Annotated in this window: 24 protein-coding genes; 12 read left to right on the top strand and 12 right to left on the bottom strand. The window is 62.2% G+C overall.

Annotation, left to right across the window (positions count from 1 at the left end; translation table 11 throughout):
* Positions 1-140: 140 nt before the first annotated feature.
* Positions 141-1,502 (top strand): MFS transporter, encoded by a 1,362-nt coding sequence (locus tag NTD80_RS07280; protein WP_262132890.1) that lies wholly within the window; start codon positions 141-143, stop codon positions 1,500-1,502.
* Positions 1,503-1,748: 246 nt separating this feature from the next.
* On the opposite strand, the gene NTD80_RS07275 is transcribed toward NTD80_RS07280, so the two are convergent.
* Positions 1,749-2,552: a SirB1 family protein gene (locus NTD80_RS07275; RefSeq protein WP_106805080.1), complete on the bottom strand. Its 804-nt coding sequence runs from the start codon at positions 2,550-2,552 to the stop codon at positions 1,749-1,751.
* 188 nt (positions 2,553-2,740) lie between these two features.
* Here NTD80_RS07275 and NTD80_RS07270 point away from each other — a divergent pair, with 188 nt between their 5' ends.
* Positions 2,741-3,760: a Glu/Leu/Phe/Val dehydrogenase family protein gene (locus tag NTD80_RS07270; protein WP_065906967.1), complete on the top strand. Its 1,020-nt coding sequence runs from the start codon at positions 2,741-2,743 to the stop codon at positions 3,758-3,760.
* Between the two features lie 55 nt (positions 3,761-3,815).
* Here NTD80_RS07270 and NTD80_RS07265 read toward each other — a convergent pair whose 3' ends face one another.
* A complete protein-coding gene (locus tag NTD80_RS07265; protein WP_012722374.1) occupies positions 3,816-4,076 on the bottom strand; it encodes a YebG family protein in 261 nt (86 codons plus the stop codon).
* Positions 4,077-4,324: 248 nt separating this feature from the next.
* Here NTD80_RS07265 and NTD80_RS07260 point away from each other — a divergent pair, with 248 nt between their 5' ends.
* The gene (locus NTD80_RS07260) at positions 4,325-4,813 is read left to right on the top strand and encodes a phosphate-starvation-inducible protein PsiE (RefSeq protein ID WP_262132886.1); all 489 of its coding nucleotides are present in this window, start codon (positions 4,325-4,327) and stop codon (positions 4,811-4,813) included.
* On the opposite strand, the gene NTD80_RS07255 is transcribed toward NTD80_RS07260, so the two are convergent.
* The 3 genes from NTD80_RS07255 to NTD80_RS07245 form a co-directional block, all read right to left on the bottom strand.
* Positions 4,810-5,127 (bottom strand): DUF3509 domain-containing protein, encoded by a 318-nt coding sequence (locus NTD80_RS07255; protein ID WP_065906965.1) that lies wholly within the window; start codon positions 5,125-5,127, stop codon positions 4,810-4,812. The two genes, NTD80_RS07260 and NTD80_RS07255, sit on opposite strands and share 4 nt — an antisense overlap.
* A gap of 299 nt (positions 5,128-5,426) precedes the next feature.
* Positions 5,427-6,719, bottom strand: a complete 1,293-nt coding sequence (locus tag NTD80_RS07250; RefSeq protein WP_262132885.1) for a serine/threonine transporter — start codon at positions 6,717-6,719, stop codon at positions 5,427-5,429.
* Between the two features lie 60 nt (positions 6,720-6,779).
* A complete protein-coding gene (locus NTD80_RS07245) occupies positions 6,780-8,156 on the bottom strand; it encodes an L-serine ammonia-lyase (RefSeq protein ID WP_106805078.1) in 1,377 nt (458 codons plus the stop codon).
* 137 nt (positions 8,157-8,293) lie between these two features.
* On the opposite strand from NTD80_RS07245, the gene NTD80_RS07240 reads away from it, so the two are divergent.
* Both NTD80_RS07240 and NTD80_RS07235 read left to right on the top strand, forming a co-directional pair.
* Positions 8,294-9,241 (top strand): LysR substrate-binding domain-containing protein, encoded by a 948-nt coding sequence (locus NTD80_RS07240; protein ID WP_065906960.1) that lies wholly within the window; start codon positions 8,294-8,296, stop codon positions 9,239-9,241.
* Positions 9,242-9,453: 212 nt separating this feature from the next.
* A complete protein-coding gene (locus NTD80_RS07235; protein WP_065906958.1) occupies positions 9,454-9,864 on the top strand; it encodes an HPF/RaiA family ribosome-associated protein in 411 nt (136 codons plus the stop codon).
* Positions 9,865-9,923: 59 nt separating this feature from the next.
* Here the strand turns inward: NTD80_RS07235 and NTD80_RS07230 are convergent, their stop codons facing one another.
* A complete protein-coding gene (locus NTD80_RS07230; protein ID WP_262132881.1) occupies positions 9,924-11,435 on the bottom strand; it encodes an MFS transporter in 1,512 nt (503 codons plus the stop codon).
* A 104-nt stretch (positions 11,436-11,539) separates the two neighbouring features.
* On the opposite strand from NTD80_RS07230, the gene NTD80_RS07225 reads away from it, so the two are divergent.
* Positions 11,540-12,451 (top strand): LysR family transcriptional regulator, encoded by a 912-nt coding sequence (locus NTD80_RS07225; RefSeq protein ID WP_106805076.1) that lies wholly within the window; start codon positions 11,540-11,542, stop codon positions 12,449-12,451.
* Positions 12,452-12,616: 165 nt separating this feature from the next.
* Here the strand turns inward: NTD80_RS07225 and fecA are convergent, their stop codons facing one another.
* From fecA to NTD80_RS07210, 3 genes are all read right to left on the bottom strand, one after another.
* Positions 12,617-14,953 carry a TonB-dependent Fe(3+) dicitrate receptor FecA gene (gene fecA, locus NTD80_RS07220; RefSeq protein ID WP_262132878.1) on the bottom strand — a complete coding sequence of 779 codons (2,337 nt, stop codon included), beginning with the start codon at positions 14,951-14,953 and terminating at the stop codon, positions 12,617-12,619.
* Positions 14,954-15,044: 91 nt separating this feature from the next.
* Positions 15,045-15,986: a FecR domain-containing protein gene (locus NTD80_RS07215; protein ID WP_262132876.1), complete on the bottom strand. Its 942-nt coding sequence runs from the start codon at positions 15,984-15,986 to the stop codon at positions 15,045-15,047.
* Positions 15,983-16,471 carry a sigma-70 family RNA polymerase sigma factor gene (locus NTD80_RS07210; protein ID WP_120447691.1) on the bottom strand — a complete coding sequence of 163 codons (489 nt, stop codon included), beginning with the start codon at positions 16,469-16,471 and terminating at the stop codon, positions 15,983-15,985. The genes NTD80_RS07215 and NTD80_RS07210 overlap by 4 nt, the downstream gene beginning before the upstream one ends.
* A gap of 170 nt (positions 16,472-16,641) precedes the next feature.
* On the opposite strand from NTD80_RS07210, the gene NTD80_RS07205 reads away from it, so the two are divergent.
* From NTD80_RS07205 to NTD80_RS07185, 5 genes are read left to right on the top strand one after another with little or no spacing between them, the layout of a single operon-like run.
* On the top strand, positions 16,642-16,944 hold the full coding sequence (locus NTD80_RS07205) for a DUF3649 domain-containing protein (RefSeq protein ID WP_065906949.1): 303 nt from the start codon (positions 16,642-16,644) through the stop codon (positions 16,942-16,944).
* A complete protein-coding gene (locus NTD80_RS07200; RefSeq protein WP_120447692.1) occupies positions 16,941-18,515 on the top strand; it encodes a PepSY-associated TM helix domain-containing protein in 1,575 nt (524 codons plus the stop codon). Before NTD80_RS07205 ends, NTD80_RS07200 begins: the two co-directional genes overlap by 4 nt.
* Entirely contained in the window at positions 18,515-18,841 is a 327-nt protein-coding gene (locus NTD80_RS07195) for a DUF3325 domain-containing protein (RefSeq protein WP_262132873.1), read from the top strand. Before NTD80_RS07200 ends, NTD80_RS07195 begins: the two co-directional genes overlap by 1 nt.
* 9 nt (positions 18,842-18,850) lie before the next feature.
* A complete protein-coding gene (locus NTD80_RS07190; RefSeq protein WP_120447694.1) occupies positions 18,851-19,429 on the top strand; it encodes an RNA polymerase sigma factor in 579 nt (192 codons plus the stop codon).
* The gene (locus NTD80_RS07185) at positions 19,426-20,403 is read left to right on the top strand and encodes a FecR family protein (protein ID WP_213552963.1); all 978 of its coding nucleotides are present in this window, start codon (positions 19,426-19,428) and stop codon (positions 20,401-20,403) included. The genes NTD80_RS07190 and NTD80_RS07185 overlap by 4 nt, the downstream gene beginning before the upstream one ends.
* Here NTD80_RS07185 and NTD80_RS07180 read toward each other — a convergent pair whose 3' ends face one another.
* On the bottom strand, positions 20,404-20,757 hold the full coding sequence (locus tag NTD80_RS07180) for a glutaredoxin family protein (protein ID WP_065906939.1): 354 nt from the start codon (positions 20,755-20,757) through the stop codon (positions 20,404-20,406).
* Positions 20,757-21,761 carry a nucleoid-associated protein YejK gene (yejK, locus tag NTD80_RS07175; RefSeq protein WP_010212893.1) on the bottom strand — a complete coding sequence of 335 codons (1,005 nt, stop codon included), beginning with the start codon at positions 21,759-21,761 and terminating at the stop codon, positions 20,757-20,759. Before yejK ends, NTD80_RS07180 begins: the two co-directional genes overlap by 1 nt.
* A gap of 397 nt (positions 21,762-22,158) precedes the next feature.
* Here yejK and NTD80_RS07170 point away from each other — a divergent pair, with 397 nt between their 5' ends.
* The gene (locus NTD80_RS07170) at positions 22,159-22,440 is read left to right on the top strand and encodes an HU family DNA-binding protein (protein ID WP_003188840.1); all 282 of its coding nucleotides are present in this window, start codon (positions 22,159-22,161) and stop codon (positions 22,438-22,440) included.
* A 73-nt stretch (positions 22,441-22,513) separates the two neighbouring features.
* Here the strand turns inward: NTD80_RS07170 and rlmF are convergent, their stop codons facing one another.
* Positions 22,514-23,530, bottom strand: coding sequence for a 23S rRNA (adenine(1618)-N(6))-methyltransferase RlmF (rlmF, locus tag NTD80_RS07165; RefSeq protein ID WP_065906937.1), 1,017 nt, complete (start codon positions 23,528-23,530; stop codon positions 22,514-22,516).
* Positions 23,531-23,732: the final 202 nt, after the last annotated feature.

Raw genomic sequence — 23,732 nt, 5'->3', positions numbered from 1 at the left:
AATGTGAGAGCGGGCTTGCTCGCGAATGCGCTGTATCAGTCACAGAGTCGACGACTGACAATCTGCTTTCGCGAGCAAGCCCGCTCCCACATGGGGTCTCCAGCGTGTCCAGAATATAAAAACAATACAGGTACCTTGCGATGCACAATCAGATTGCCAGCTTTCGCGCGGCACTCGACGCCCGTCCGGTGTCGCGCTATCAGTGGTTGATCCTCCTGTTGCTGGCGCTGCTGCTGGTGACCGATGGCTACGACGCCCAGGTGCTGGGCTATGTAGTGCCTGCGCTGGCCAAGGATTGGGGCCTGGAAAAAGCCGCCTTCGGCCCGGTGTTCAGCGCCAACCTGTTGGGCCTGACCCTCGGCTCGCTGCTGGTGACGCCCCTGGCGGATCGGTTTGGTGTGCGGCGCATCCTGCTCGGCTGCGTCCTGATCTACGCCAGCCTCACGGTACTGATGGTGTTCGCCAACTCGTTGACGACGCTGATGGCCGCGCGGTTTATCTGCGGCATTGGCATGGGCGGGGCGATGCCCAGCGCCATGGCCTTGATGTCGGAATATTCGCCGCCGCGCCTGCGCACCCTGATGGTGACCCTGGCGGCGTGCGGTTTCTCGTTCGGCGGCGCCGCGGGCGGGTTTGTGGCGGCGGGCTTTATCGAGGGGTATGGCTGGCAGGCGGTATTCCTGGCGGGCGGTGTCACGCCGTTGCTGCTGTTTCCTTTCCTGGTGTGGCTGCTGCCGGAATCACTGCCGCGCCTGCTGCGTGATGCGCCGCCGTATGCGCGGCTGCAGAAGGTCACCGCGCACATGCTGCCCGGCTGGCAGGCCCCGCCGGCAAGCGCGGCGGAAAACGCTCAAGAGCAAGTCAGTAAGCTGACGGTGGTGGAGTTGTTTCGCAATGGCTACGCGCGTCCGACCGTGCTGATCTGGGCGACCTTCTTCGTCAGCCTGATCCTGCTGTACTTCATGATCAGTTGGTTGCCGTCGCTGTTGCTGGAAAGCGGCCTGGCCCTCAAGCAAGCCAACCTGGTGACCTCGATGTTCCTGTTTGCCGGCACCTTGGGCGCGATTGGCATGGCGTGGTTTGCCGACCGGTTGAAGAGCAAGGTCCGGCTGTTGTCCGGCGTACTCGCGGCAGCAGCCGTGTGCACTGTGCTGCTGGGCTTGAACCACGACAATCCGCGTTACCTGGTGGCCTGCGTGTTCGCGGCCGGGTTCTGCATCATCGGTGGGCAACTGACCCTGAATGCCTTCGCCAGCAACTTCTACCCGGCGCACGTACGCGCCACGGGCACCGGCTGGGCATTGGGCGTGGGGCGGTTTGGCTCGATCCTCGGGCCGCTGTTTGGCAGCATGCTGCTGGCGATGCAGATTCCGGTGCAGCAGATTTTTTTCTTCTGCGCGATTCCGGCGGTGATTGCCGCATTACTGATTATCCAGGTGCGCTCGCCGGGTGTGGGGTCGGCGGAACGCCCGGTGCCGGGCGATATTCTCAAGACCCCTTGAGGCCAGGCGCGAGTCACGGTGGCGAGCGGGCTTGCCCCGCGTTGGGCGGCGAAGCCGCCCCAAACCTGACGCCGGGGTATATCTGACACTCCGCATGGGTTTTTGATGGGGCTGCTGCGCAGCCCAACGCGGGGCAAGCCCGCTCGCCACAACAAGCCCGCTCGCCACAGTCATTGATATAGCCACAGTCACTGCCATAGCCACTGCCTCAGCACCCAGAACTCACCACCAACGGATCCGGCAGCGTCAATGCACCACTGTATTCGGCGGTAAGTGTCCCAGGCGCTCCGTCAGGCGCAGGCGCTGGATCGGATCTTCACTGAGCAGCAGTGCGTGTTCCAGGTCAAAGCGCTCGGCGTTCGGGCAGTCCAGGCGCTGATACAGGCTGGCACGGGCGAGGTAGTCGGCGGCACTCGCATTGCCCAGTTCCAGCACGCGCTCGGCGTCGATCAGGGCTGACAACGGGTTGTCATTGGAAAGGTGCAGCTGGCGCAGGTTGCGCGACAGGCGCTGCAGGATCGAGCGCGGTCCGGCGGTGTGCAGATGGTCGGCCTGCAACTTGAGGTTGGGGCCGTATTGGCGTTGCAACAGTTCGCGGCAATCATTGGGGTACAGGCGCCGACCGCCGCAAGGGTCGAGCAGGTGATCGGCGCCGGGCACGCGCAGCAGGAAGTGGCCCGGAAAGTTGACGCCGACCATGGGGATGTCCAGGCGTCGCGCCAGCTCCATTGCAATCAACCCCATGGCCAGCGGCTGTCCGCGCTTGCGCTGCAGGACCTTGTCCAGCAGGGCGGCGGCGGGGCGCAGGGGGGTGAAGTCATCCTGGGCGAATCCGAGGTCATTCATTCGCCGCAGCAGTGGTTGACCCAGTTCATCGGCCGGCAACATTGGCATGCCCAGGCTCACCTGTTGTTGCAGCAACCCCAGCTCCTGGAGGATCACCAACGGCTGCACCGCCGGGTCATGCTCGGCAGCAATCCACAGCGCGGCTTCAAACAGCGCAGGGGGTGAACGTTCCAGGCAGGCGAAAAAGGCTTTGCGGGGGTTCATTGCATTCTCCGGCGGATGCCCTCCCGTTTTAGCCTTGCTGGGAATTTTCGTCCAGTGGCTTAGAAAATATCCTCCGTGCTTATGTCGCAAGCCCCGTAAAACCGGGCGGCTTATTCCAGCGTACTTCGGCAGTTTTCTGCCGCACGCCTATACTTGGCGACTACAAAGAGTGATTCGGGAGCTCGACGATGTTTGCTCTCATGCACAGCACCCGCCTTGAATCGCTGCACCTGAGCATTGACCCGGTGACGGGGTTGAAGGCGGTCATAGCCATTCACAACAGCCGCCTGGGCCCTGCCCTGGGCGGCTGTCGCTACCTTGCCTACCCCGACGACGAAAGCGCCGTGGCCGATGCCGCGCGCCTGGCCCAGGGCATGAGCTACAAGGCTGCCCTGGCCGGGCTGGCGGTGGGTGGCGGGACGGCGGTAATCATCCGCCCCGTGCACGTGGAAAGCCGCGCCGCCTTGTTTGAAGCCTTTGGCCGTTGCATCGAAAAACTCGACGGCCGCTTCATCACCTCGATTGACAGCGGCACGTCAGTCGCCGACATGGATTGCATCGCCCAACACACGCGCTTCGTCACCAGCACCACGGCGGCAGGTGACCCGGCTCCGCATGCCGCCATGGGTGTATTCACCGGCATCCGCACCACCGCCATGGCCCGCCTGGGCAGCGACAACCTCGAAGGCCTGCGCGTAGCGGTGCAGGGCCTGGGCAATGTGGGTTATGCCCTGGCCGAACAGCTGCACGCCGCCGGCGCCGAACTGCTGGTCAGCGACATCGACCATGGCAAGGTGCAACTGGCCATGGAGCAATTGGGTGCGCATCCTATCGCGAATGACGCCTTGCTCAGCACACCCTGCGACATCCTTGCGCCGTGCGGTGTGGGGGCGGTGTTCAATCGGCACAGCGTTGGCCAACTGCGCTGCGCCGCCGTGGCCGGCTCCGCCAGTGCGCAACTCACCAACCTGCAAGTGGCCGACCAACTGGAAGGGCGCGGCATCCTCTACGCCCCGGACTACGTGATCAACTCCGGCGGCCTGATCTACGTCGCTCTCAAGCACGGCGGCGCCGAGTTGCCGACCATCACCGCGCACCTGTCCAACATCGGCACGCGCCTTACCGAAATCTTCGCCCACGCCCAGGCCGAAAAACGCTCGCCTGCACGGGTCGCGGATGAGCTGGCCGAGCGCCTGCTGTACAAATAGGCCGGGTATTAAAAAGGCCCTGAATCCATGATTCAGGGCCTGTTCAATTCGGGCTTTATTCCGCCGGCGCGTTGAGCAATTCGGACAGCGCGTCCGGTTGGCTCTTGAACGCCTTGGCAAATACATCGCGGTTCTTCGCCATGTAGATCCCGGCTTCTTCAACCTGCTGCTCGCTCAGCGACGGCACGGCTTTTTGCAACACTTCTGCCAGCAACTCAGCGAGTTCAAGCATCTTGTCATGACGGTCAGCTTCGGCTTTATCCATGAACAAACGCTCCAGATCTCGGCTGCTGCGGTATACCACTTCGACGGCCATTCACCACCTCACATGCCTTCACGATAGTTGTCTTTTGCGACTACTGTATTTATATACAGCGAAAAGGGTAAGCCAAACCACGGGGTTTGGGTAGCAGTTTTTTAATCTAGCCCGTAAATACAGGTTGAGCGTGCCTCATGTCACCCCGCCATCATCTTATACCTGCCTCTGGCCTTTTTTCTGCATGCAGAACAACCGTCACGTCCAACCCGCATTATCCGGTCGAGTCGACCTAAGGAAGCATCATCGTGAAAATCAACTGGGCCGAAAAGCTGCGCCAGAACGTCCATGGGCTGGCTGAGTCCCTGGGCAATCTGTTTGTCGAGTCATTCCACTACCTGGCGCTGTTCGCCATTGGTGCAGTGACCGCCTGGGCAGCGGTGATGGAGTTTCTGGGGATGCTGGAAACCGGGCACATCAAGATCGATGACATCTTGCTGTTGTTCATCTACCTGGAATTGGGGGCGATGGTCGGGATCTACTTCAAGACCAACCACATGCCGGTGCGCTTCCTGATCTACGTGGCGATCACCGCGCTGACGCGCCTGCTGATTTCCAACGTGTCGCACCACAACCCGCCCGATATCGGCATCATCTACCTGTGCGGTGGGATTCTGCTGTTGGCGTTCGCGATTCTGGTGGTGCGCTATGCCTCGTCGGCCTTCCCGTCGGTGAAGGTCGAAAGCCCGCGTCGCAAGGGCGAGACGAGCCTGGAAACCGAGAAGGGCGAGCTTTAAAGCCCGACGCTGAAGGGCAGGGCGCGGGTCGGTGGCCGCTGCAACAGTTTGTGGCTGTCGCCGTCGGTCATCACCGCGAGGATTTCCATGGCGCTGTGGCCCTGCTCGATGGCAATTCCGAATTGGATGCTTTGCACCAGGCGTTTGAGGCGTTGCGGGTCGTTGCGCTGTTCGGCGCTGATCATGCGCTTGGCGACGACGCCGGTGTCATCCGAGAGGGTGAGCATGATGCTGCCATCCAGCCGCTGGATGCTCAGGTTGACGCGGTACTGGGGGGTGAAAGTGTCGGTGATGATCTGAAAAGGATTGTCCATGGTGCGTTACCGCCTGATAAGAACATGCAGTCATTGACGACCGGTGTCTGGATTAGTTCGCATTGCCTGACCACCGGCCACTCCGTCGCTGAGGGTGTACAAATTCCGTTTGCCTCATAAGCTGTACAGCAAGGGGCGTGCCGTACAGCGACTTCCCAGGCTATGGGGCCTGAATGTGGGAGCGGGCTTGCCCGCGAATTCGGTCCTTTAGCTGAGTATTTATTAGCTGAAAGACTGCATTCGCGAGCAAGCCCGCTCCCACATTTATCTTGGGTTGATCTTCAGGTCTGTGGGCTATTTCAGGGCAGTACCGAGAAAACGATCGCAGACAGCGCAATCAGCCCGATCACCACCACAAACACGTTCGACAGCTGGCCCGAATACTGGCGCAGGGATGGCACGCGGCGGATCGCGTACATCGGCATCAGGAACAGCAGGCACGCGATGATCGGCCCGCCGAGCGTCTCGATCATGCCGAGGATGCTGGGGTTGAACGTCGCCACGGCCCAGCAGGTCAGCACCATGAACAGCGCGGTGCAGCGCTCCAGGCCTTTGGACGACATCGAACGGTTGCGCCCGCGCAGGGATTTGACGATCAACCCCTGGAAGCCTTCGCTGGCGCCGATGTAGTGGCCCAGGAAGGATTTGGTAATCGCTACCAGCGCGATCAATGGCGCGGCATAGGCAATGACCGGCGTCTGGAAGTGGTTGGCCAGGTACGACAGGATCGAGATGTTCTGGGCCTTGGCCGCCGCCAGGTCAGCCGGCGACAGCGCCAGCACGCAACTGAAGCAGAAGAACATCACGGTCAGCACCATCATGCCGTGGGCTGTGGCCAGGATGCCGCTGCTCTTGCGCTCGGCCTGCGCGCCGTACACGCGTTTCTGGTCGACGGCAAAGGCGGAGATGATCGGCGAATGGTTGAACGAAAACACCATCACCGGGATTGCCAGCCACAGGGTCTTGAAGAACATCGGCAGCGGCATGCCGTCGCCCGCTGAGGCGAAGAATGCACCGTTCCAGTTGGGGATCAGGCTCACCGCCAGCAACAGCAGGGCGGCGACGAACGGGTAGACCAGCACGCTCATGGCCTTGACGATCACACCCTGGCCGCAGCGTACGATGGCCATCAGGCCGAGGATCAGCACCAGCGACAGGATCGCCCGGGGCGGCGGCGCCATGTGCAGTTGATGTTCCATGAAGCTGCCGAGGGTGTTGGTCAGCGCCACGCTGTACACCAGCAGGATCGGGAAGATCGCGAAGAAATACAGCAGGGTGATCAGCTTGCCCGCACCCACGCCGAAATGTTCTTCGACGACTTCTGTGATGTCACCGGATTTGCCCGACAGCACAAAGCGCGTCAGCCCACGGTGGGCGAAGAAGGTCATCGGGAAGGCCAGCAGTGCCAGCACGATCAGCGGCCAGAAACCACCGACGCCGGCGTTGATCGGCAGGAACAGGGTGCCCGCCCCGATGGCGGTGCCGTAGAGGCCAAGCATCCAGGTGGTGTCGTGTTTGTTCCAGCCTTTTGTAACGGGGGTCGTCAGGTCTACAGCGGGATTTTCGGCAGCAGGTGTACGTACATCGGTCATCGTTATTGCCTCGTTATTATTTTTGCGCGGGCTCACGTTGGGGCGGTCAGGGAATGCTCCTCAGCACTCCACCCAGTTCACGGCCAGGCCGCCCCGTGAAGTTTCTTTGTATTTGTCATGCATATCGGCGCCGGTATCGCGCATGGTGCGGATCACCCGGTCGAGGGAAATGAAGTGTTTGCCGTCACCGCGCAGGGCCATCTGCGTGGCATTGATCGCCTTGACTGCCGCGATGGCGTTGCGCTCGATGCACGGCACCTGTACCAGGCCACCGACCGGGTCGCAGGTCAGGCCGAGGTTGTGCTCCAGGCCAATTTCGGCGGCGTTTTCCAGTTGCTCGGGCGTGGCGCCCAGCACATCGGCCAAACCGGCGGCGGCCATGGCACAGGCCGAGCCGACCTCGCCCTGGCAGCCGACTTCGGCGCCGGAGATCGAGGCGTTTTTCTTGCAGAGGATGCCGACGGCGGCCGCAGCCAGGAAGAAATTGACTACGTCGTCGTCAGACGCGTCGGGGTTGAACTTCATGTAGTAATGCAAGACCGCCGGGATGATGCCGGCCGCGCCATTGGTCGGCGCGGTAACCATACGCCCGCCGGCGGCGTTTTCTTCGTTGACGGCGAGGGCGAACAGGTTGACCCATTCCATCGCCGACAAGGTCGAAGTGATCACATTCGGTTTACCGATTTCCAGCAGGCTGCGGTGCAATTTCGCAGCGCGGCGCGGCACGTCCAGGCCGCCGGGCAGGATGCCTTCATCGCGCAGACCCTGCTCGACGCATTCGCGCATCACCGACCAGATATGCAGCAGTCCGCTGCGGATCTCCTCGTCACTGCGCCACGCGCGCTCGTTGGCCATCATCAGTTCCGAAACCCGCAGCCCGTGCTGGTTGCACAGGGCCAGCAGTTCGACAGCGCTGGAAAAGTCGTAGGGCAACTCCACGTCACTGGTCGGCGCAATGCCCGAAGCCGCTTCAGCCGCTTCGATGATGAAACCGCCGCCCACCGAGTAATAGGTTTGTTCGCTCAGCAGGCCATTGTCGCCGTAGGCATGCAGGGACATGGCGTTGGGGTGGTAGGGCAGGCTTTCGTCGAGCAGCAACAGGTCGCCGTGCCAGTTGAAGGCAATGTCCTGCTGGCCGGCGAGCAGCAGCCGGCCGCTCTCGCGCAGTTGCTGGATACGGGCGTTGATCGAGGTGGGGTCGATCTGGTCTGGCCATTCGCCCATCAGCCCCATCACGCAGGCGCGGTCGGTGGCGTGGCCCACGCCGGTCGCCGACAGCGAGCCGTACAAGCGCACTTCGACGCGACGGGTTTCGCTGAGTAGCTGTTGGTCGATGAGGGCTTGGGCAAACGTCGCCGCTGCGCGCATCGGGCCGACGGTATGGGAACTGGATGGGCCGATGCCCACCTTGAATAGATCGAAAACACTGATAGCCATGCTAAAGCCTTACAAGCAATGGAGTAGAAATCGCTGCCATGTTTTGTAGGACGAGCGCAATTGGCGCGATACTGAGCCTCTGGAACGGCACTGACCAACGAATTATCCTAAGACACCCTTTAGCAGGACTAAACCCTATGACCCGGCCCCTTCATGGCCAGACGTATGTCTGGTTGCACGTTTTTTCCTGCGCGGCGCGGCATTTGTCGTTCACTCGTTGCGCCGAGGAACTGCACATCACGCCGGGGGCGGTGAGCCAGCAGATTCGCCAGTTGGAAGAGCGCCTGGGTTTCCGCCTGTTCCATCGGCGCGCGCGCGGCGTGGAGTTGAGCGCAGAGGGGCAGCGGCTGGCGACCACGGTGGGGGAGGCCTACGGCAGCATTGATGCCGAGTTGCAGCGCCTGGATGCAGGGATGATCAGCGGCACCTTGCGCCTGCGTTCGATCCCCTCGTTTCTGGGCAAATGGCTGACGCCGCGCTTGCCCCGCCTGCAGCAGCGGTTCCCGGATATTCAGCTGCGCATGGTTGCCGAAGACAGCAGCATTGCGCTGCACGAGGGCGACTTCGACCTGGCGATCGACCTGAACGACGGTAGCTACCCCGGCCTGTTATCCACAGCCTTGCTGGATGAACAGATTTTCCCGGTGTGCGCGCCCAGCCTGCTGCGCGGCCGTCCGCCGTTGCATGGGCCGGCTGACCTGGTGCATTTCCCATTGCTGCATGACATTACCGCGTGGCGTGGGAGTTATGAGTACGCCGAGTGGGAGTTTTACCTGAATGCCATCGGCTATCACCACGCCGACGTACGGCGCGGGCACACGTTCAACCGCAATCACCTGACCATCGAGGCCGCCATCGCCGGCATGGGCGTGGCCATCGCGCGGCGCACCTTGCTCAACGATGAGTTGGAGCGCGGCACCTTGATCGTGCCGTTCGGCCTGGCCGTGCCCAACCATAAACGCTACGTTCTGCTGTATGCACCGGGCGCGCTGAGCCATCCGGGCGTGCGGGCAGTGCATGATTGGCTGGTGGAGGAAGCAGGGATTTTTCGCAGCTTGCACCCGTTGGGAGAGGGGCAATTGTGAGGATTGTCGGGCGTAAGAAGATGTAACTAACTCCCCACCCTACCAGCGTTTTTGCTCGTAGTCAGAGTTAATTTGTAATGTGTGATTTATCTTTGCAAAGGGGTTGAATTGTTCTGCTGACTGCTCAATTGTGTAATCAAGAGGTCATGGTTTCACCACACCGGTGTTGCAGTTGTGACCTCTCGCGAGCTAGCTGAAATAAGGGAAGAACTATGCAAATCCAAGTCAATAGCGATAACCATATTGAAAGCAGCATCCGACTGGAGGAGTGGGTACGTAATACCATTGAAAGCACGCTCGAACGTTATGAAGAAGACCTGACCCGTGTCGAGGTCTACCTGCGGGATGAGAACGGCGACAAGCCCGGTCCCCACGATCTGAGTTGCCGCCTGGAAGCGCGGCCAAAAGGCCATCAACCGCTGTCGGTGCTGCACAAGGCCGATACCTTGGAGCAGGCGATCGACGGCGCTGCGACCAAGCTGGACCATGCGTTGGAACATTTATTCGGCAAACTGCAAGGCAAGCCACGCGCTGCCGGGAAAAGTCTGTCGGACACCAAAGTGAATGAAGATGAGCTTGAACAGGAGTTTCTGGAAAAAGAACGTGCCGTGTTTAACAGCTGATCGCTGAAGGTTTTTACCCTCCGACTGAAACGGGCCTGCACATGCAGGCCCGTTTTCGTTTAGCGGCCGCGTCGGAAGAAATACCCGCTGAGCAGTGCCAGGACGCCAGCCCCCAAGCCGGCAAAAAGCATCGCCCATCCGGCCCCTTGGCGCAGCCCCGCCTGTGCCTGGGAGACTGCCAGCCCAGGCACTTCCAGTTTGCCTGCCGCAATCTCCTGGCTGAGGGCCGGCCACTGTGAGGCCGTGGTGGCGGGCAGTACTTCGGCCAGGTAATGGCTGATCCCCAACAACAGCACCAGTCCCATCAACGCGATGTTGAGTGCCAAGGTAATCAGGCGTGCACTCAGGTCGATGCCCGAGGCCATGCCCGCGCGATCAGCCGAGACTGCGCCAGTGGTGGTGTTGGTGGTTGGTGAGTTGGTCAACGCCAGGCCCACGCCGGCGATCACACAACTGGCCAGCATCCAGGAGAGGCTCGGATGCCCGGTTCCATTCGCGGTGGCCATGGCCAGGAAGCCTGCGCCCATCAGGCCCAACCCCAGCGGGATAATGCGCTCGGCACCGTAGCGCAGCGCCAGGCGTTCGGCGAGCGGCGGCACCAGCAAGGTGGGCAAGGTGTAGGCGAGCAGGGCGCCGCCGGTGGTCAAGGTGTCGTAGCCGAGGCCGGCCTGGAAGTAGAGCGGCAGGTAGATCATGAACGGCCAGAAGCTGAAGTTCATGCCGATGGAGCCCATCAGCGCGCCGTTGAAACGCTGGATTCGAAACACCGAGAAATCGAACATCGGCTGCGCACTGCGGCGCTCGACCACGATGAACAGCAGTAACCCGCCGATCGCCAACCCGGCCCAGCCGAGCATGGCCGCCGTGCCGAAGCCTTGCTCGGTGCCCTGGGTAATGAAGTACACCAGCGCAAAGACCGACAGCGTCAACGTGAGCATGCCGGCGATGTCCAGCCGATGGGCCGCCGGATCGCGGGATTCCTGCACGCTGATGTGCAGCAGCGCCAGGGTGAACAACGTCAGAGGCACATGCACGAGGAAGACCCAGCGCCAATCCGCGATCGCCAGGATCAACGCGCCCACCATCGGCCCGAAACCCAGGCCGATGCCGGCAATCACGCCCCATATCGCAAACGCCCGCGCCCGTGCCGCCGGCTCGCGGAACAGGTGCGAAAGAATCGCGAACTGGCAGATCATCATCGCCCCGGCGCCCACGCCTTGTACGAAACGTGCCGCGATCAGTGTCGGCGCATGATCGGCCAATCCACAGGCCAGCGATGCCAGGCCGAACACCCATAGACACAGCACCAGCATGCGCCGCCGCCCGAAGCGGTCGGCCAGCGTGCCCGCCGCCATCAGCACACTGGTGCAGGCCAGGGTGTAGGCATTCATGATCCACTGAGCATCCTGAAAGCCGGTGCCCAGCTCTCGTTCAAGCGTCGGGAGGATGACGGGCACACTGGAAATCTCCAGGCCGAACATGAGGGCGACGAGGCACACGGCGGTGAGGGCCAGGCCGTTCCTGGCGGTAAGCGCAGGCGTGGCGGCGGATAACGTAGCGGCGGGTGGCATGGGATTCTCCTGTCGATGGCAATCGGGTTATTTTCAGGGGAATCTGTTTCTTTATTCGTGATAAGTTTTCTTCTTATCAGGGAATCAAGAGCGACAATCGAATCATGGCCACTCCGCGTTTTGATGGCGTCGAGCTGTTTTTACAGATCGTCGAAAGCGGCAACCTGACCGAAGCCGCCGAGCGGCTTAACCTCACGCGCTCTGCGGTCGGCAAAGGGCTGGCGCGATTGGAGGCGCGCCTGGGCACCTGTTTGCTGCAGCGTTCCACGCGCCGCCAGCGGTTGACCGAGGACGGCCAGGCCTATTACGAGCATTGTCTGCGCGCGCTGGCGGAGCTGGAGGCCGCCGAGTCGGTGCTGGAGAGCGGTCGGCAGCAGCCACGCGGACGCCTGCGCGCGAGCCTGCCGCTGGCGTTCGGGCACCACTATGCCGCGCCTGCGCTGTGGCGGTTGATGGACCGGTTTGCTGAGCTGGAGATCGAGATTTCGTTCTCGGATCGGCTGATCGATGTGGCGCAGGAGGGTTTTGACCTGGCGGTGCGTATTGGCCCGCTGCCCGACACTGATCGCTTGAGTGCTCGCCGCCTGGGCGAACAGGCCATCGGCCTGGCGGCGTCATCTGCGTATTTGCAGCGCAGCGGCCGGATCGAGTGCATCGAGGATTTGGCGGGGCATCGCGGTATTGCCTACCGCTGCAGTGCTCCACGCCTGGAATGGGAGTTGAAGGATGCGCAAGGGCGCGCGCACCGTGCGCGGGTGGCCTCGCCGTTGATGATGGACGACCTCCAGGCCGTGGCCGATGCCGCGATCGCGGGGGTGGGCCTGGCCTGGTTGCCGAGTTGGTTGATTGCCCACTATGTTTTGCGTGGGCAACTGGAGGCGGTTTTGCCGAGCTACCGCGACCAGCCTGCGCCCATCCATGTGATTTGGCCGACGGCGGCGCATATGCCTGCCAAGACGCGTTGTGCCATTGATGCCTTGGTTGCTGCGACGCCTAGTTGTTTGGCGGGGAGTTAGATGTCAGGGCTTTTTGGGGTTGCTTCGCAACCCAACGCGGGGCAAGCCCGCTCGCCACAGGAAGCCTTCTCACCACAGGAAGCCTTCTCACCACAGGAAGCATGCTCTCCACAGTAAGCCTGCTTGCCACGGGAGGCCCGCGTGGGCTTTGCTCTCTGGCGGCAGTCAGAACGCGATAGACGTTTGCACGTATACCGTACGCGGCTCGCCGACATACTTGCCCTTGTTGTTGTCGTCGAACGAACGGGTGAAGTACTGGGTGTTGAAGATGTTTTTTACCCCGACGGCCACGTTCAAGTCCGATAGTTGCGGGCCGAAGTCATACGCCGCGCGGCTGCTGAACAGCATGTAGCCGGGGATGCGACCGGTAGCACCGTTGGCGCTTTCGGCCTCGGTGTTGGCGTTGTCGGCGAACTGGCTGCTCTGGAAGCTGCTGTCCAGGTTGAGCTTCCAGCGGCCTTCGGTGTAGCCCACGCCGAGGGTGCCTTTGTGCTTGGACGAGAAGGGCACGCGGTTGCCTTTGTTCGGGCCGTCTTCGCGGATGGTGGCGTCGACATAGGCATAGGTGGCGTACACATCAAACCCCGCCAGCGCCGGGCTCAGGCCGTCGAGTGCATAGTTGACGCTGGTCTCGATGCCCTGGTGGCGGGTTTCGCCACGGGCGATCACCGAGTCATCGGTCTGGTTGCTTTCGTACTGGTTGTCGAAGTTGATCAGGAACGCGCCGATCTCTGCACGCAAGGTGCCGTCGTCGTAGCGGGTACCGAGTTCCCAGGTGCGGGCCTTTTCCGGTTGCACTTCGCCCTTGGGCACGCGCTTGGCCATCTGGCTGTATTGCACGCTGCCGAACGAACCTTCGGTGTTGGCGTACAGGTTCCAGCTGTCGGTGAGGTGATAGAGCACGTTCAACGCCGGCAGTGCGGTGTTGTAGTCACCTTTGTAGTTCAGGTTGTTGATGTGGTCGGTCTGCTCGGACTTGATCATTTCGTAGCGCACGCCCGGGGTGATGGTCCACTTGCCGATATCAATCCGGTCATCGAGGAACAGTGCATTGGCCTCGGTGCTGCCGCGGGTGTCCCGGTCGTTGCGGCTGTCGGTGGTGGGGATCTGCTGGTTGGCGGCGATCGGTGTGCGGTAGCGCAGTTCGTGGCCGGCTTCGTTGATGTAGCGGTAGCCGATGCCCACTTCGTGGCTGGTCGGGCCGAGGTCGAAGCCTTGGGCGAAGCGCGTTTCGAGGCCGCGCACCCAGTATTCGCGTGGCGACAGCGAGAGGAAGTTGCCCTGGTCCAGGTAGCCGTTGCGCAAGGTGGTGGTGAAGAAAGTGTTGGCGGTGAATTCGCGGCGATCTTCCTGGTAGCGGTAGCCGGCGTTGAACATGGTGCGCCGGCCCCAGAACTTGTCGTAGGGACGGGTGGATTGGTACGGGTCGGCCTTGTAGTCCTTGACGTTCAACCCCCCAGGCATATCGGCCTGGCCTTCGTAGTATTGCGCCATGGCGTTGAAGCTGTTGGCGTCGTCGAGCTGGTATTTGCCTTTGAGAATGAGGTCGTCAATGCGCGTATTGCTGTTTTCGCGCCAGTCGCCGCCACGGGTCCCAGAGTACAGGATCGCGCCGCCGAGGCCGTTGTCGGCAGTGCCGCCGGCGAGCAAATTGCCGGTGGTCTTGAACCCGTCGTGGCTGGAGGACGGGCTGGTTTCAGTCTGCAGGCCGCCTTTGACGGTTGGCGCGTCGGGAATCGCGCGGGTCACGAAGTTGACCACGCCGCCGACGTTCTGCGGGCCATAGCGCACGGCGCCGCCGCCGCGCACCACGTCCACCGCGTCCATGTTGCCCATGCTGATCGGTGCAAACGACAGTTGCGGCTGGCCATACGGCGCGAATGGCACCGGGATGCCGTCCATCAGCACGGTCGAACGTGAGGCCAGGCGCGGGTTGAGGCCACGAATGCCGAAGTTCAGCGCCATGTCATGGCTGCCGGTGCCGTTGTTTTCCGGAGCGTTGACGCCGGGAATACGGTTGAGCACATCACGGGCCTGGGTCGCGCCCTGGCGTTCGAATTCTTCGCGACGGATCACGTCGCGGGCGCCGGGGTGTTCGAATACGTTGGTCTGCGCTGCATCGCCGAGCCAGTCGCCCACCACGCTGGAGGTGCCCAGTTCAATGCTGGCCGGGGCGTTGGCCGGTTGCAGGCTGTAGGCATTGTCGCCTTCGGCACGCGCTTGCAGGCCGGTGCCTTCGAGAAGTTTCTGCAGGCCGTCAGCGGCGCCGTAATTGCCCGACAACCCGCGACTCTGCATGCCCGCCGTGACTTCGGAACCGAAGGAAATCAGCACGCCGGCTTCGCGACCAAACTGGTTTAGTGCGGCTTCCAGCGACGCCGGGGCGATGTGGTAGGGCTTGGCGTCAGCGGCCATTGCCGGTGGCAGCACGGTCAGGCCGAGGCTGGCGCCGAGCAGGAGTTGGCGCAGGGTGCGGGCGAGAAGGGTGGGTTGCTGGGGCATGAAGAGCGGTCCTGAGAAGGAAGGATCAAGGTGGCTTTCCTTCTCTGTCACGCGAGGTGTGGAAAACGGCTCACAGGGATTGAAAATAATTTCAGGCGCGTGCCTGCACGGTCACCCAGTAGCGGGTAAAGCGCCGCACTTTCACCGGCAGGCTGACTTCGAGCAGGTCGAGAATGCGCTCGCTGTCGTCCAGCGGGTAGCTGCCGGAAATCAGCAAATTGGCGACTTGCGGGTCACAGTTGAGCTGGCCACGGCGGTAGCGGCCCAGTTCGGCGAGGAAGTCCTCCAGGCGCATGTGCGCGGCCATCAGCATGCCATCGGCCCAGGCGCCGCTGTTGGCGTCGGTGGCGCGCGGGGTGTCCCAACCCTTGCGGGTAAAGTTGACCTGGCGCGCGGCCTCGACCGTCAGCGGCAGGCCGCTGTAGTGGTTGGGCATCACCTCGACACGCCCGCTGAAGACCGCCACTTGGGTGTGGTCGTTGAACTGGCGCACATTCAGGCGCGCTGCCTGGCTGCTGAGCAGGCCCTGGCCGGTCAGCACGTGCAGCGGTGTCGCGCCGGCGATGCCCGTCAGCAGGATCTCGCCTTCGAGCAGGCGGATCAGCCGTTGCTGGCCATCGAAATGTACATCCACCGCGCTGCCGGTATTGAGCTGCAACTGACTGCCATCGGCCAATTGCACCTTGCGCCGCTGGCCGACGGGGCTGCGGTAATCGGCCGTCAGCGGTGGCAGGATATGTTGCTGGCGCAGACTCCAGGCCGCCGCCGAGCCGGCCCCCAGGATCAACAGCAACTTCAGTGCCTGGCGCCGGCTGGTGGACGTCGGCGCGTTCAACGCCGCGTGCGCCAGTGGCGAGGGCATGCCGCGCAGGCGCTGGTTGACGCGCTGGATATGGTCCCAGGCGCGCTGGTGTTCGCTGTGGGCATTCAGCCAATGCTGCCAGGCCGCCTGCTGGCGCGGGTTGAGTGCGCCTTGCTGCATTTCCATCAGCCAATGCACGGCTTGTTCGGCAACCTGGGTCGAGAAGTTCATAGGGCGAAGTAGCAGCGCATCGCTGCTTTATTCAGGTGGCGCTTGACGGTGGCGATGGAGATGCCCAGCTCCGCGCCAATTTGTGCGTAGGTGAGGCCGTCGAGCTGGGCCAGCAGGAATGCACGCTTGACCTGCACGGGCAGGCCGTCGAGCAATTGGTCCAGTTCAATCAGGGTCTGCAGGATGATCGCGCGTTCTTCTTCCGACGGCGCCACGTGCTCAGGCATTTGCGCCAGTGCATCGAGGTAGGCGCGCTCGAGGTCCTGGCGGCGGTAGAAATTGAACAGCACGCGCTTGGCGACGGTGGTGAGGAATGCGCGCGGTTCGATCAGCGTGGGGGCTTCCCGGGCGGTCAGCACGCGGATGAACGTGTCTTGTGCCAGGTCGGCGGCACTTTCCGGGCAGCCGAGCTTGCGTCGCAACCAGCCGGTGAGCCAGTGGTGATGGTCGTGGTACAACACTTCGACGGTGTGGGACGGGCTCAACGAAGACACTCCACAAGCACCCATGTACTTTAGAGAACAAGAATTGTTCGCATTGTAGGGCGCGAGACCGGCTTCGGCAATCGGCCTGGGCAGGTGATTCATCCGTTCTGTTTTGCTTATGAGAATATTTATCATTAATATTGCGCGCTGATGAACCTGGCGCCTCCCGCATGAAAAGCAAAACCTCGCTGCCTGTCTCTTATCGTCTTGCCGTGACCTCCCGCGTGCTGGCTGCCGTGGTCGGCGGCTACCTGATGGCTTCGCTCGCCAGTATCTGCCTGGCGCTGTGGATGCCCACCAGCCGCGCCGATGCGGTGATCACCGGGATGATGAGTTCATTTGTGTTCTATCTGCTGGCGGTGCTCTGGTGTTTCGCCTGTCGCAGTGCCGCGCGCGCCTGGTTCGGCGTGATGTTGCCGAGTGCGGCGTTTGCCACCCTGGCGGGTGTGGGGTTCTGGATGACACGCACATGAAAGAGGGATTTCGCCAGGCCATGGCCTGGCTGCACACCTGGGCCGGCTTGATCTTTGGCTGGCTGCTGTTCGCGATTTTCCTGACCGGCACCTTGTCGTATTTCAAGGATGAGATCAGCCACTGGATGCAGCCTGAAGTGCAGGCGCATCCGCTGGACGATGCGCGCAGCCTGAGCGTCGCGCAAACCTACCTGCAGCAGGTGGCGCCGTCCGCCGCGCGCTGGTTCATCACCTTGCCCGACAGCCGTGACCCCGGCCTGTCCGTGATGTGGCAAGACAAGGTCGACCCCGGCAAGCGTGGCAACTTCATCCAGAAAACCCTCGACCCGGTCAGCGGCCAGGCAGTGCAGGCCCGCGAAAGCATGGGCGGCGAGTTCTTCTATCGTTTCCATTTCCAGCTGCAGATGCCTCATCCCTGGGGACGCTGGCTGTCGACGATTGCCGCGATGGTGATGTTTGTCGCGTTGATCACCGGCATCATCACCCACAAGAAAATCTTCAAGGACTTCTTCACCTTCCGCCCCCGCAAAGGCCAGCGCTCCTGGCTCGACGGGCACAATGCGGTCGGGGTGCTGGTGCTGCCGTTCCACTTGATGATCACCTACAGCAGCCTGGTGATTTTCATGAGCCTGGTCATGCCGGCGCCGATCCTGGCCTCCTATGGCAATGACACCCGTGCCTTTTTCAATGAGGTGTTCCCGGCCTCCAACAATGCGCCCGCGCTGGGCCAGCCCGCCGAACTGCTGCCGCTGGTGCCGATGTATGAGCAAGCGCGGGCGCAGTGGGCGGGCGGTCATGTCGGGCGGTTGGCGGTGAATAACCCCGGTGATGTCAACGCGTCGGTGAATGTGTTCCGCGCCGGCTCCGACCGCGTGGTCCATGATTTCGGCAGCACCGTGTCGTTCAACGGCAGCACCGGCGAGCTGCTGCGGGTGAGCGGCGAGCAGTCGCTGCCGGCGGTGATCGGCGGCAGTTTCTACGGTTTGCACATGGGTCATTTCGCCGGCCCGGTGCTGCGCTGGTTGTACTTTATCTGCGGCCTGGCGGGCACGGCGATGATCGGCACGGGGCTGGTGATCTGGCTGGGCAAGCGCCAGCTCAAGCATGCAAAGGCCTCGGTCATGCCGTTTGAATTGCGCCTGGTCGAAGTGCTGAACATGGCCAGCATGTCCGGGCTGATGATCGCGATCGCGGCATTTTTCTGGGCCAATCGCCTGTTGCCGGTGAGCTTCGCCGAACGCTCCGACTGGGAAGTACAAACCTTCTTCATCGCCTGGGGCTTGAGTCTGTTGCACGCGATCCTGCGTCGCGGCCGTCAGGGTTGGGTCGAGCAGTTGAGTGTTGGCGCGCTGCTGTTTGTCGCCATCCCTGTGCTCAACGCACTGACCACGTCCAGCCACCTGGGTGTGTCCCTGGTCACCGGCGACTGGGCCATGGCCGGTTTCGACCTGACTTGCCTGGCCAGCGGCGTGTTCCTGACCTGGGCCGCCTGGAAGATGCAACACCGCACTGCGCCCGTGGCCAAGGCCGAACGTGCGCGCCCGATGACCCTCAAGCGCGAGGCGAACTGATGCTGCTCGCCCTGTTGATGTGCTACGCCGGTTTCACTGCCTTGTGCCTGTCCACCGACCGTCATCATGGCGAATTGCTCCACAGCAAGCCTTCGGCGCGTCGGCGTGTGGGGCTGCGGGTGATCGGCTGGTTGCTGTTGAGTGTGTCGATCTGGCCGGCCGTCAGCATCGCCGGTTGGGGCCAGGGCCTGGTGGAGTGGTGCGCCGTGTTGATGCTCAGCGCACTCCTGCTGGTGCTGTTGTTGCCGTATCGGCCACGGCTGGCCTTGATCCTGGCGGGTGTCGGACTGCTGGCCAGCCCCGTCGCGGCCTTTGCCACCCTCTGAGCCCCAGCCATGATGATCAGCACGCCGCCCGAATCCCAGGACAGCCAGCACGCTGAAGCGGCGGGCGGGCGTGCGCATTTTCTGCAAGTGTTCCTGTCCCAGCGTTCGCAGATGGAAGCCCTGGTGAGCCGCCGCGTCGGCTGCCGTGCGACAGCGGCCGACCTGGTGCAGGACTTGTTCCTGCGTTTCTGGCGCCGGCCGCTGGTGCAGGTCGAAGAACTCAGCACCTACCTGTTGCGCTGCGCCGGCAATATCGCCATCGACCACTTGCGCAGCGAAGGCGCGCGGGTGCGCAGCAGCGAGGGCTGGTTGCCCGAACAGCAGGATAACCAGGGCTGCGAGCCCCAGGCTGCACTGGAAGCGGGCAATGACCTGCGCCATGTCGAGGCCGCGCTGCGCAGTTTGCCGGAGCGCACCCGACAGATCTTCCTGCTCAACCGCATCCATGGCCGCAAATACGCACAGATCGCCAAGGCGATGGGCTTGTCCCAAAGTGCCGTGGAAAAACATATGATGCGTGCCCTCGAAGCCTGCAAGGCCAGCCTTCGCGAACCCTCACCCCCACGCACGCCAGGGAAAGCACCGTGAACGCCAGCCCCACGCCCGACCAGGAACAGGCCGCTCTCGCCTGGCTGAGCCTGCTGCATGATCAGCCCAGCAGCGGCGACCAGGCCACGTTCAGCCGCTGGCTGCGCGCCGACCCCGCGCACGTCGAGGCCTATTCCCAGGCCCAGGTCCTGTGGGAACTGAGCGAAGTGCCAGCGCGCAAGCTGGCGGACGAAGACGCCCTGGCGCTGCAGGGCTACCTGAATGCAATGAACGCTCCGACGCGTTCGCGAGTGCTGCGCTGGTCCGGCGCCCTGGCCATGGCCGCCTGCTTGCTGGTGATGGTGTCGATGGGCGCTGGCTGGCAGCCTTCGCGCTGGGTCGATGACTTCGGCGCGGACTACGTGACCGCGCCAGGCGAGGTGAAGACCGTCACCCTGGCTGATCAATCCCAGGTCACCCTGGATGCCGACAGCGCCATCGCCGTGGATTTCAGCCACGGCGAGCGGCATATCCAGCTACGTCGAGGCGCAGGATTTTTCCGCGTGACCCACACCGGCGAGTCGTTTGTCGTGGGCGCGGGCAGTGGCGAGGCGCGGGTGTTGGGCACGCAGTTTGAAGTGCGCCTGCAACCGGCGGGGGCCCAGGTGACGGTGTTGTCGGGGCGGGTTGGGGTGACGCCGTCGAAGCAGGGCCAGCAGCAAATACTGACGGCAGGCCAGCAAGTGGCCTACGCCGATGGCATCGCAGAGCCCCTGCATGCGGTCGACAGCGAGTCACGCCTGGCGTGGCGCGACGGCTGGCTCAACTATTACAAGGCGCCGCTGGCGGACGTGCTCAAGGATCTGGGCCGCTACTACCCTGGCCGCATCCTGTTGCTCAACGAAGAGATGGGCGCCAAGCGCGTCAGCGGCAGCTTCCCGAGCAAGGACCCGCAAGCCGTATTGAATGCCTTGCAGGCGGTGTTGGGCTTTGAACAACACCAGCTGCTGGGCCGGATGATCGTGGTGCGCTGATTACTGAGTCAGCGCCGCCATGATTTTCTCGGGGCTGTACTCGCGGATCAGCGTGCCGTTCACCGCCACAAACGGAATTCCGCCGCCGCCCAGCGCCTCATACGCCTTGCGGGCCTGGGCGTCCTTTTCGATATCAAACGCCTGGTAGGGAATGGCTTTCTGGTCGAGGAAGCGGCGAATCTGCTTGCAGTAGCCGCACCACTCGGTGGTGTAGAGCACCACCTGCGCCGACTCACGCAGGTGTTCGGGCGCCACCTGCGAAGGGTTGAACACCCGCTCGATCTTGCCCCAGTTCTGGATCACCACGACCACCAGCAACACCAGCAGGACTTTCTTGAAAACCCCGCCGAGCATCAGTTACGGCGCTTGAGCTGATCGGTCAGTTGCGTTGGCAGGCCCTTGATGATCAAGGTGCCAGCGGCTTCGTCGTACTCGATCTTGTCGCCCAGCAGGTGCGCTTCAAAGCTGATGGACAGTCCCTCGGCGCGTCCGGTGAAACGGCGGAACTGGTTGAGAGTGCGCTTATCCGCCGGGATTTCCGGCGACAGGCCGTAGTCCTTGTTGCGGATGTGGTCGTAAAACGCCTTTGGCCGATCTTCATCGATCAAACCCGATAATTCTTCAAGGCCCATCGGCTCGCCGAGCTTGGCCTGGCTGCTGGCGTAATCGACCAGGGTCTTGGTTTTCTCGCGGGCGGACTCGTCCGGCAAGTCTTCGCTTTCGACGAAGTCGCTGAAGGCCTTGAGCAGGGTGCGCGTCTCGCCCGGGCCGTCGACACCTTCCTGGCAGCCGATGAAGTCGCGGAAGTACTCCGAGACCTTCTTGCCGTTCTTGCCCTTGATAAACGAGATGTACTGCTTGGACTGCTTGTTGTTCTGCCACTCGGAGACGTTGATGCGCGCCGCCAGGTGCAACTGGCCCAGGTCGAGGTGGCGCGAGGGGGTCACGTCCAGCTCGTCGGTCACCGCCACGCCTTCACTGTGGTGCAGCAGGGCGATGGCCAGGTAATCGGTCATGCCTTGCTGGTAGTGGGCAAACAGCACGTGGCCGCCGGTGGACAGGTTGGACTCCTCCATCAGCTTTTGCAGGTGCTCGACAGCGGTGCGGCTGAAGGTGGTGAAATCCTGGCCACCGTCGAAATATTCCTTCAACCAGCCGCTGAACGGGTGCGCGCCGGACTCGGCATGGAAGAAACCCCAGGCCTTGCCTTGTTTGGCGTTGTAGCTCTCGTTGAGGTCGGCAAGCATGTTCTCGATGGCGGCCGACTCGGCGAGTTCGGAGTCGCGGGCGTGGAGAACTGCGGGTGTGCCGTCGGGTTTTTTGTCGATCAGGTGGACGATGCAATGACGGATCGGCATAGGCTTCTCGGCTGGTTGAGCGGGGAGCGGTTGGCCTCCCCGAAAAGTCGCCCAGTGTACCGCACCCATTGGCCAAGACACCTGTCGAAGGGCATTTTGCAGGCTCTCCGACGGGGCATATGCCTTTTTTTCACGGTTTAGAGCGATAAAGCTGACCAAATGGGTAGGTAGAAGCGGATATTTCCCCGTCTCTGTGCTAGTTTTGCCCCGTCTTACGCCAAGTCTCGGCGATAAGCGTGCATTCAGCATCTGTCAGGTCGAACCAATCCCCGTTTCAAGCATCTATAACCCCGATCTCCGTGGTTATAGCCGGGGGTGCCAGGCCATGACGGCCAGGCTCGACGGCTGACACTGCACTCTGCAATCCATATGAATTTGATAGGGAAGGAACACCACAATGGCTATTACTAAAGACCAACTGATCGCTGACCTGGCTGAAGCAGTAGACGCACCGAAAACTACCGTGCGCGCTCTGCTGGACCAACTGAGCCAAGTTGTTGCTGACCAGCTGGAAAACGGCGGCGAAATCACTCTGCCAGGCGTTGGCAAACTGAAAGTGACCGAGCGTCCTGCCCGTACTGGCCGTAACCCTTCGACTGGCGCTGCCATCGAAATCGCTGCCAAGAAAGTTATCAAGCTGGTTGTGGCCAAAGGCCTGACCGACGCTGTTAACAAGTAAGACGCAGCAAAAAAAACCGTGCTCCGGAGCGATCCGGGCACGGTTTTTTGTTGCCTGCGATTTGTTGCCGGTCCTAGCGAACCCAGCGCTGGCGCCAGATCTGCTGTTCGTTCTTGGTCTGGAAAGTCCAGGCCACGAAGCGGCTTTGCTTCTGCCCCTGGGACATTTCCACCACCTGGCTTTCCAGCACGCCAGCCTTTTTCAGGGCTGTCTCGATCGCGGGCAAATTTGACGCTTTTGACACCAATGTGCTGAACCACAACACCTTGTGGGCAAAATGCGCACTCTCGGCAATCAGTTGCGTCACAAACCGCGCCTCGCCGCCTTCACACCACAACTCGGCCGATTGGCCGCCGAAGTTCAGCACCGGCAACTTCCGCTTGGGATCCGCCTTGCCCAGGGCGCGCCACTTGCGCTCACTGCCCTTGGTGGCTTCGTCCATGGACGCGTGGAACGGCGGGTTACACATGGTCAGGTCAAAGCGCTCACCCGGCTCCAGCAGGTTCAGCAGGATCTGCTTGGGGTTGGTTTGCTGGCGCAGCTGGATGACCTTGCTCAGGTCGTTGGACTGCACGATGGCCTTGGCGGCGGCCACGGCGGTAGGGTCGACCTCCGAGCCGAGGAAGTTCCAGCGGTACTCCATGTAGCCAATCAGCGGGTAGACGCAGTTGGCGCCCATGCCGATGTCCAGCACCTTGACGATCGAACCGCGCGGGATCTTGCCGTCATTGCCGCTGGCCAGCAGGTCGGCGAGGAAGTGCACGTAGTCGGCACGCCCCGGCACCGGTGGGCACAGGTAATCGGCCGGGATGTCCCAGTGCTGGATGCCATAGAAGCTTTTCAGCAGCGCGCGGTTGAAAACTCGCACCGCGTCCGGGCTGGCGAAGTCGATACTTTCCTTGCCGTACGGGTTGATGATCACGAATTGCGCCAGTTCCGGCGTGGTCTTGATCAGCGCCGGGAAGTCGTAACGGCCTGTGTGGCGGTTGCGCGGGTGCAGGGTGGCCTCTTTGCGCGGTACCACGGGCTTGGCCGGGGTGGCGGTTTTAGGCTTCTTGCGCGGAGGTTTTGGCGTGCTGGGGGCGGTCATGTTGATTCTGGTGTTGGCTCAAAGTGGTGGGCATTGTCACACATCCTGAGGCCAACTCGTTCAAATCTGGGCGCTGGCTTGCCGGCGATGTTGGCGACTCTGTCCATCCGCCATACCCAGGTGATGCTATCGCCGGCAAGCCAGCGCCTACATTGATTGGATTTTCAAGGCAAAAAAAAGGGACCCGAAGGTCCCTTTTTTT

This window comes from Pseudomonas sp. 13B_2.1_Bac1, from assembly GCF_025466155.1.
GTDB lineage: Bacteria > Pseudomonadota > Gammaproteobacteria > Pseudomonadales > Pseudomonadaceae > Aquipseudomonas > Aquipseudomonas aylmerensis.
Note: the sequence above shows the minus strand (reverse complement) of the source record. Positions and strands in the feature narration are given on the sequence as shown.

What these genes read in the sequence shown, in the direction of transcription:
- NTD80_RS07280 (WP_262132890.1), top strand. Translation starts at nt 141, where the DNA reads ATGCACAATCAGATTGCCAGCTTTCGCGCGGCACTCGACGCCCGTCCG.
- NTD80_RS07275 (WP_106805080.1), bottom strand. Translation starts at nt 2,552, where the DNA reads ATGAACCCCCGCAAAGCCTTTTTCGCCTGCCTGGAACGTTCACCCCCT.
- NTD80_RS07270 (WP_065906967.1), top strand. Translation starts at nt 2,741, where the DNA reads ATGTTTGCTCTCATGCACAGCACCCGCCTTGAATCGCTGCACCTGAGC.
- NTD80_RS07265 (WP_012722374.1), bottom strand. Translation starts at nt 4,076, where the DNA reads ATGGCCGTCGAAGTGGTATACCGCAGCAGCCGAGATCTGGAGCGTTTG.
- NTD80_RS07255 (WP_065906965.1), bottom strand. Translation starts at nt 5,127, where the DNA reads ATGGACAATCCTTTTCAGATCATCACCGACACTTTCACCCCCCAGTAC.
- NTD80_RS07250 (WP_262132885.1), bottom strand. Translation starts at nt 6,719, where the DNA reads ATGACCGATGTACGTACACCTGCTGCCGAAAATCCCGCTGTAGACCTG.
- NTD80_RS07245 (WP_106805078.1), bottom strand. Translation starts at nt 8,156, where the DNA reads ATGGCTATCAGTGTTTTCGATCTATTCAAGGTGGGCATCGGCCCATCC.
- NTD80_RS07240 (WP_065906960.1), top strand. Translation starts at nt 8,294, where the DNA reads ATGACCCGGCCCCTTCATGGCCAGACGTATGTCTGGTTGCACGTTTTT.
- NTD80_RS07235 (WP_065906958.1), top strand. Translation starts at nt 9,454, where the DNA reads ATGCAAATCCAAGTCAATAGCGATAACCATATTGAAAGCAGCATCCGA.
- NTD80_RS07230 (WP_262132881.1), bottom strand. Translation starts at nt 11,435, where the DNA reads ATGCCACCCGCCGCTACGTTATCCGCCGCCACGCCTGCGCTTACCGCC.
- NTD80_RS07225 (WP_106805076.1), top strand. Translation starts at nt 11,540, where the DNA reads ATGGCCACTCCGCGTTTTGATGGCGTCGAGCTGTTTTTACAGATCGTC.
- fecA (WP_262132878.1), bottom strand. Translation starts at nt 14,953, where the DNA reads ATGCCCCAGCAACCCACCCTTCTCGCCCGCACCCTGCGCCAACTCCTG.
- NTD80_RS07215 (WP_262132876.1), bottom strand. Translation starts at nt 15,986, where the DNA reads ATGAACTTCTCGACCCAGGTTGCCGAACAAGCCGTGCATTGGCTGATG.
- NTD80_RS07205 (WP_065906949.1), top strand. Translation starts at nt 16,642, where the DNA reads ATGAAAAGCAAAACCTCGCTGCCTGTCTCTTATCGTCTTGCCGTGACC.
- NTD80_RS07200 (WP_120447692.1), top strand. Translation starts at nt 16,941, where the DNA reads ATGAAAGAGGGATTTCGCCAGGCCATGGCCTGGCTGCACACCTGGGCC.
- NTD80_RS07195 (WP_262132873.1), top strand. Translation starts at nt 18,515, where the DNA reads ATGCTGCTCGCCCTGTTGATGTGCTACGCCGGTTTCACTGCCTTGTGC.
- NTD80_RS07190 (WP_120447694.1), top strand. Translation starts at nt 18,851, where the DNA reads ATGATGATCAGCACGCCGCCCGAATCCCAGGACAGCCAGCACGCTGAA.
- NTD80_RS07180 (WP_065906939.1), bottom strand. Translation starts at nt 20,757, where the DNA reads ATGCTCGGCGGGGTTTTCAAGAAAGTCCTGCTGGTGTTGCTGGTGGTC.
- yejK (WP_010212893.1), bottom strand. Translation starts at nt 21,761, where the DNA reads ATGCCGATCCGTCATTGCATCGTCCACCTGATCGACAAAAAACCCGAC.
- NTD80_RS07170 (WP_003188840.1), top strand. Translation starts at nt 22,159, where the DNA reads ATGGCTATTACTAAAGACCAACTGATCGCTGACCTGGCTGAAGCAGTA.
- rlmF (WP_065906937.1), bottom strand. Translation starts at nt 23,530, where the DNA reads ATGACCGCCCCCAGCACGCCAAAACCTCCGCGCAAGAAGCCTAAAACC.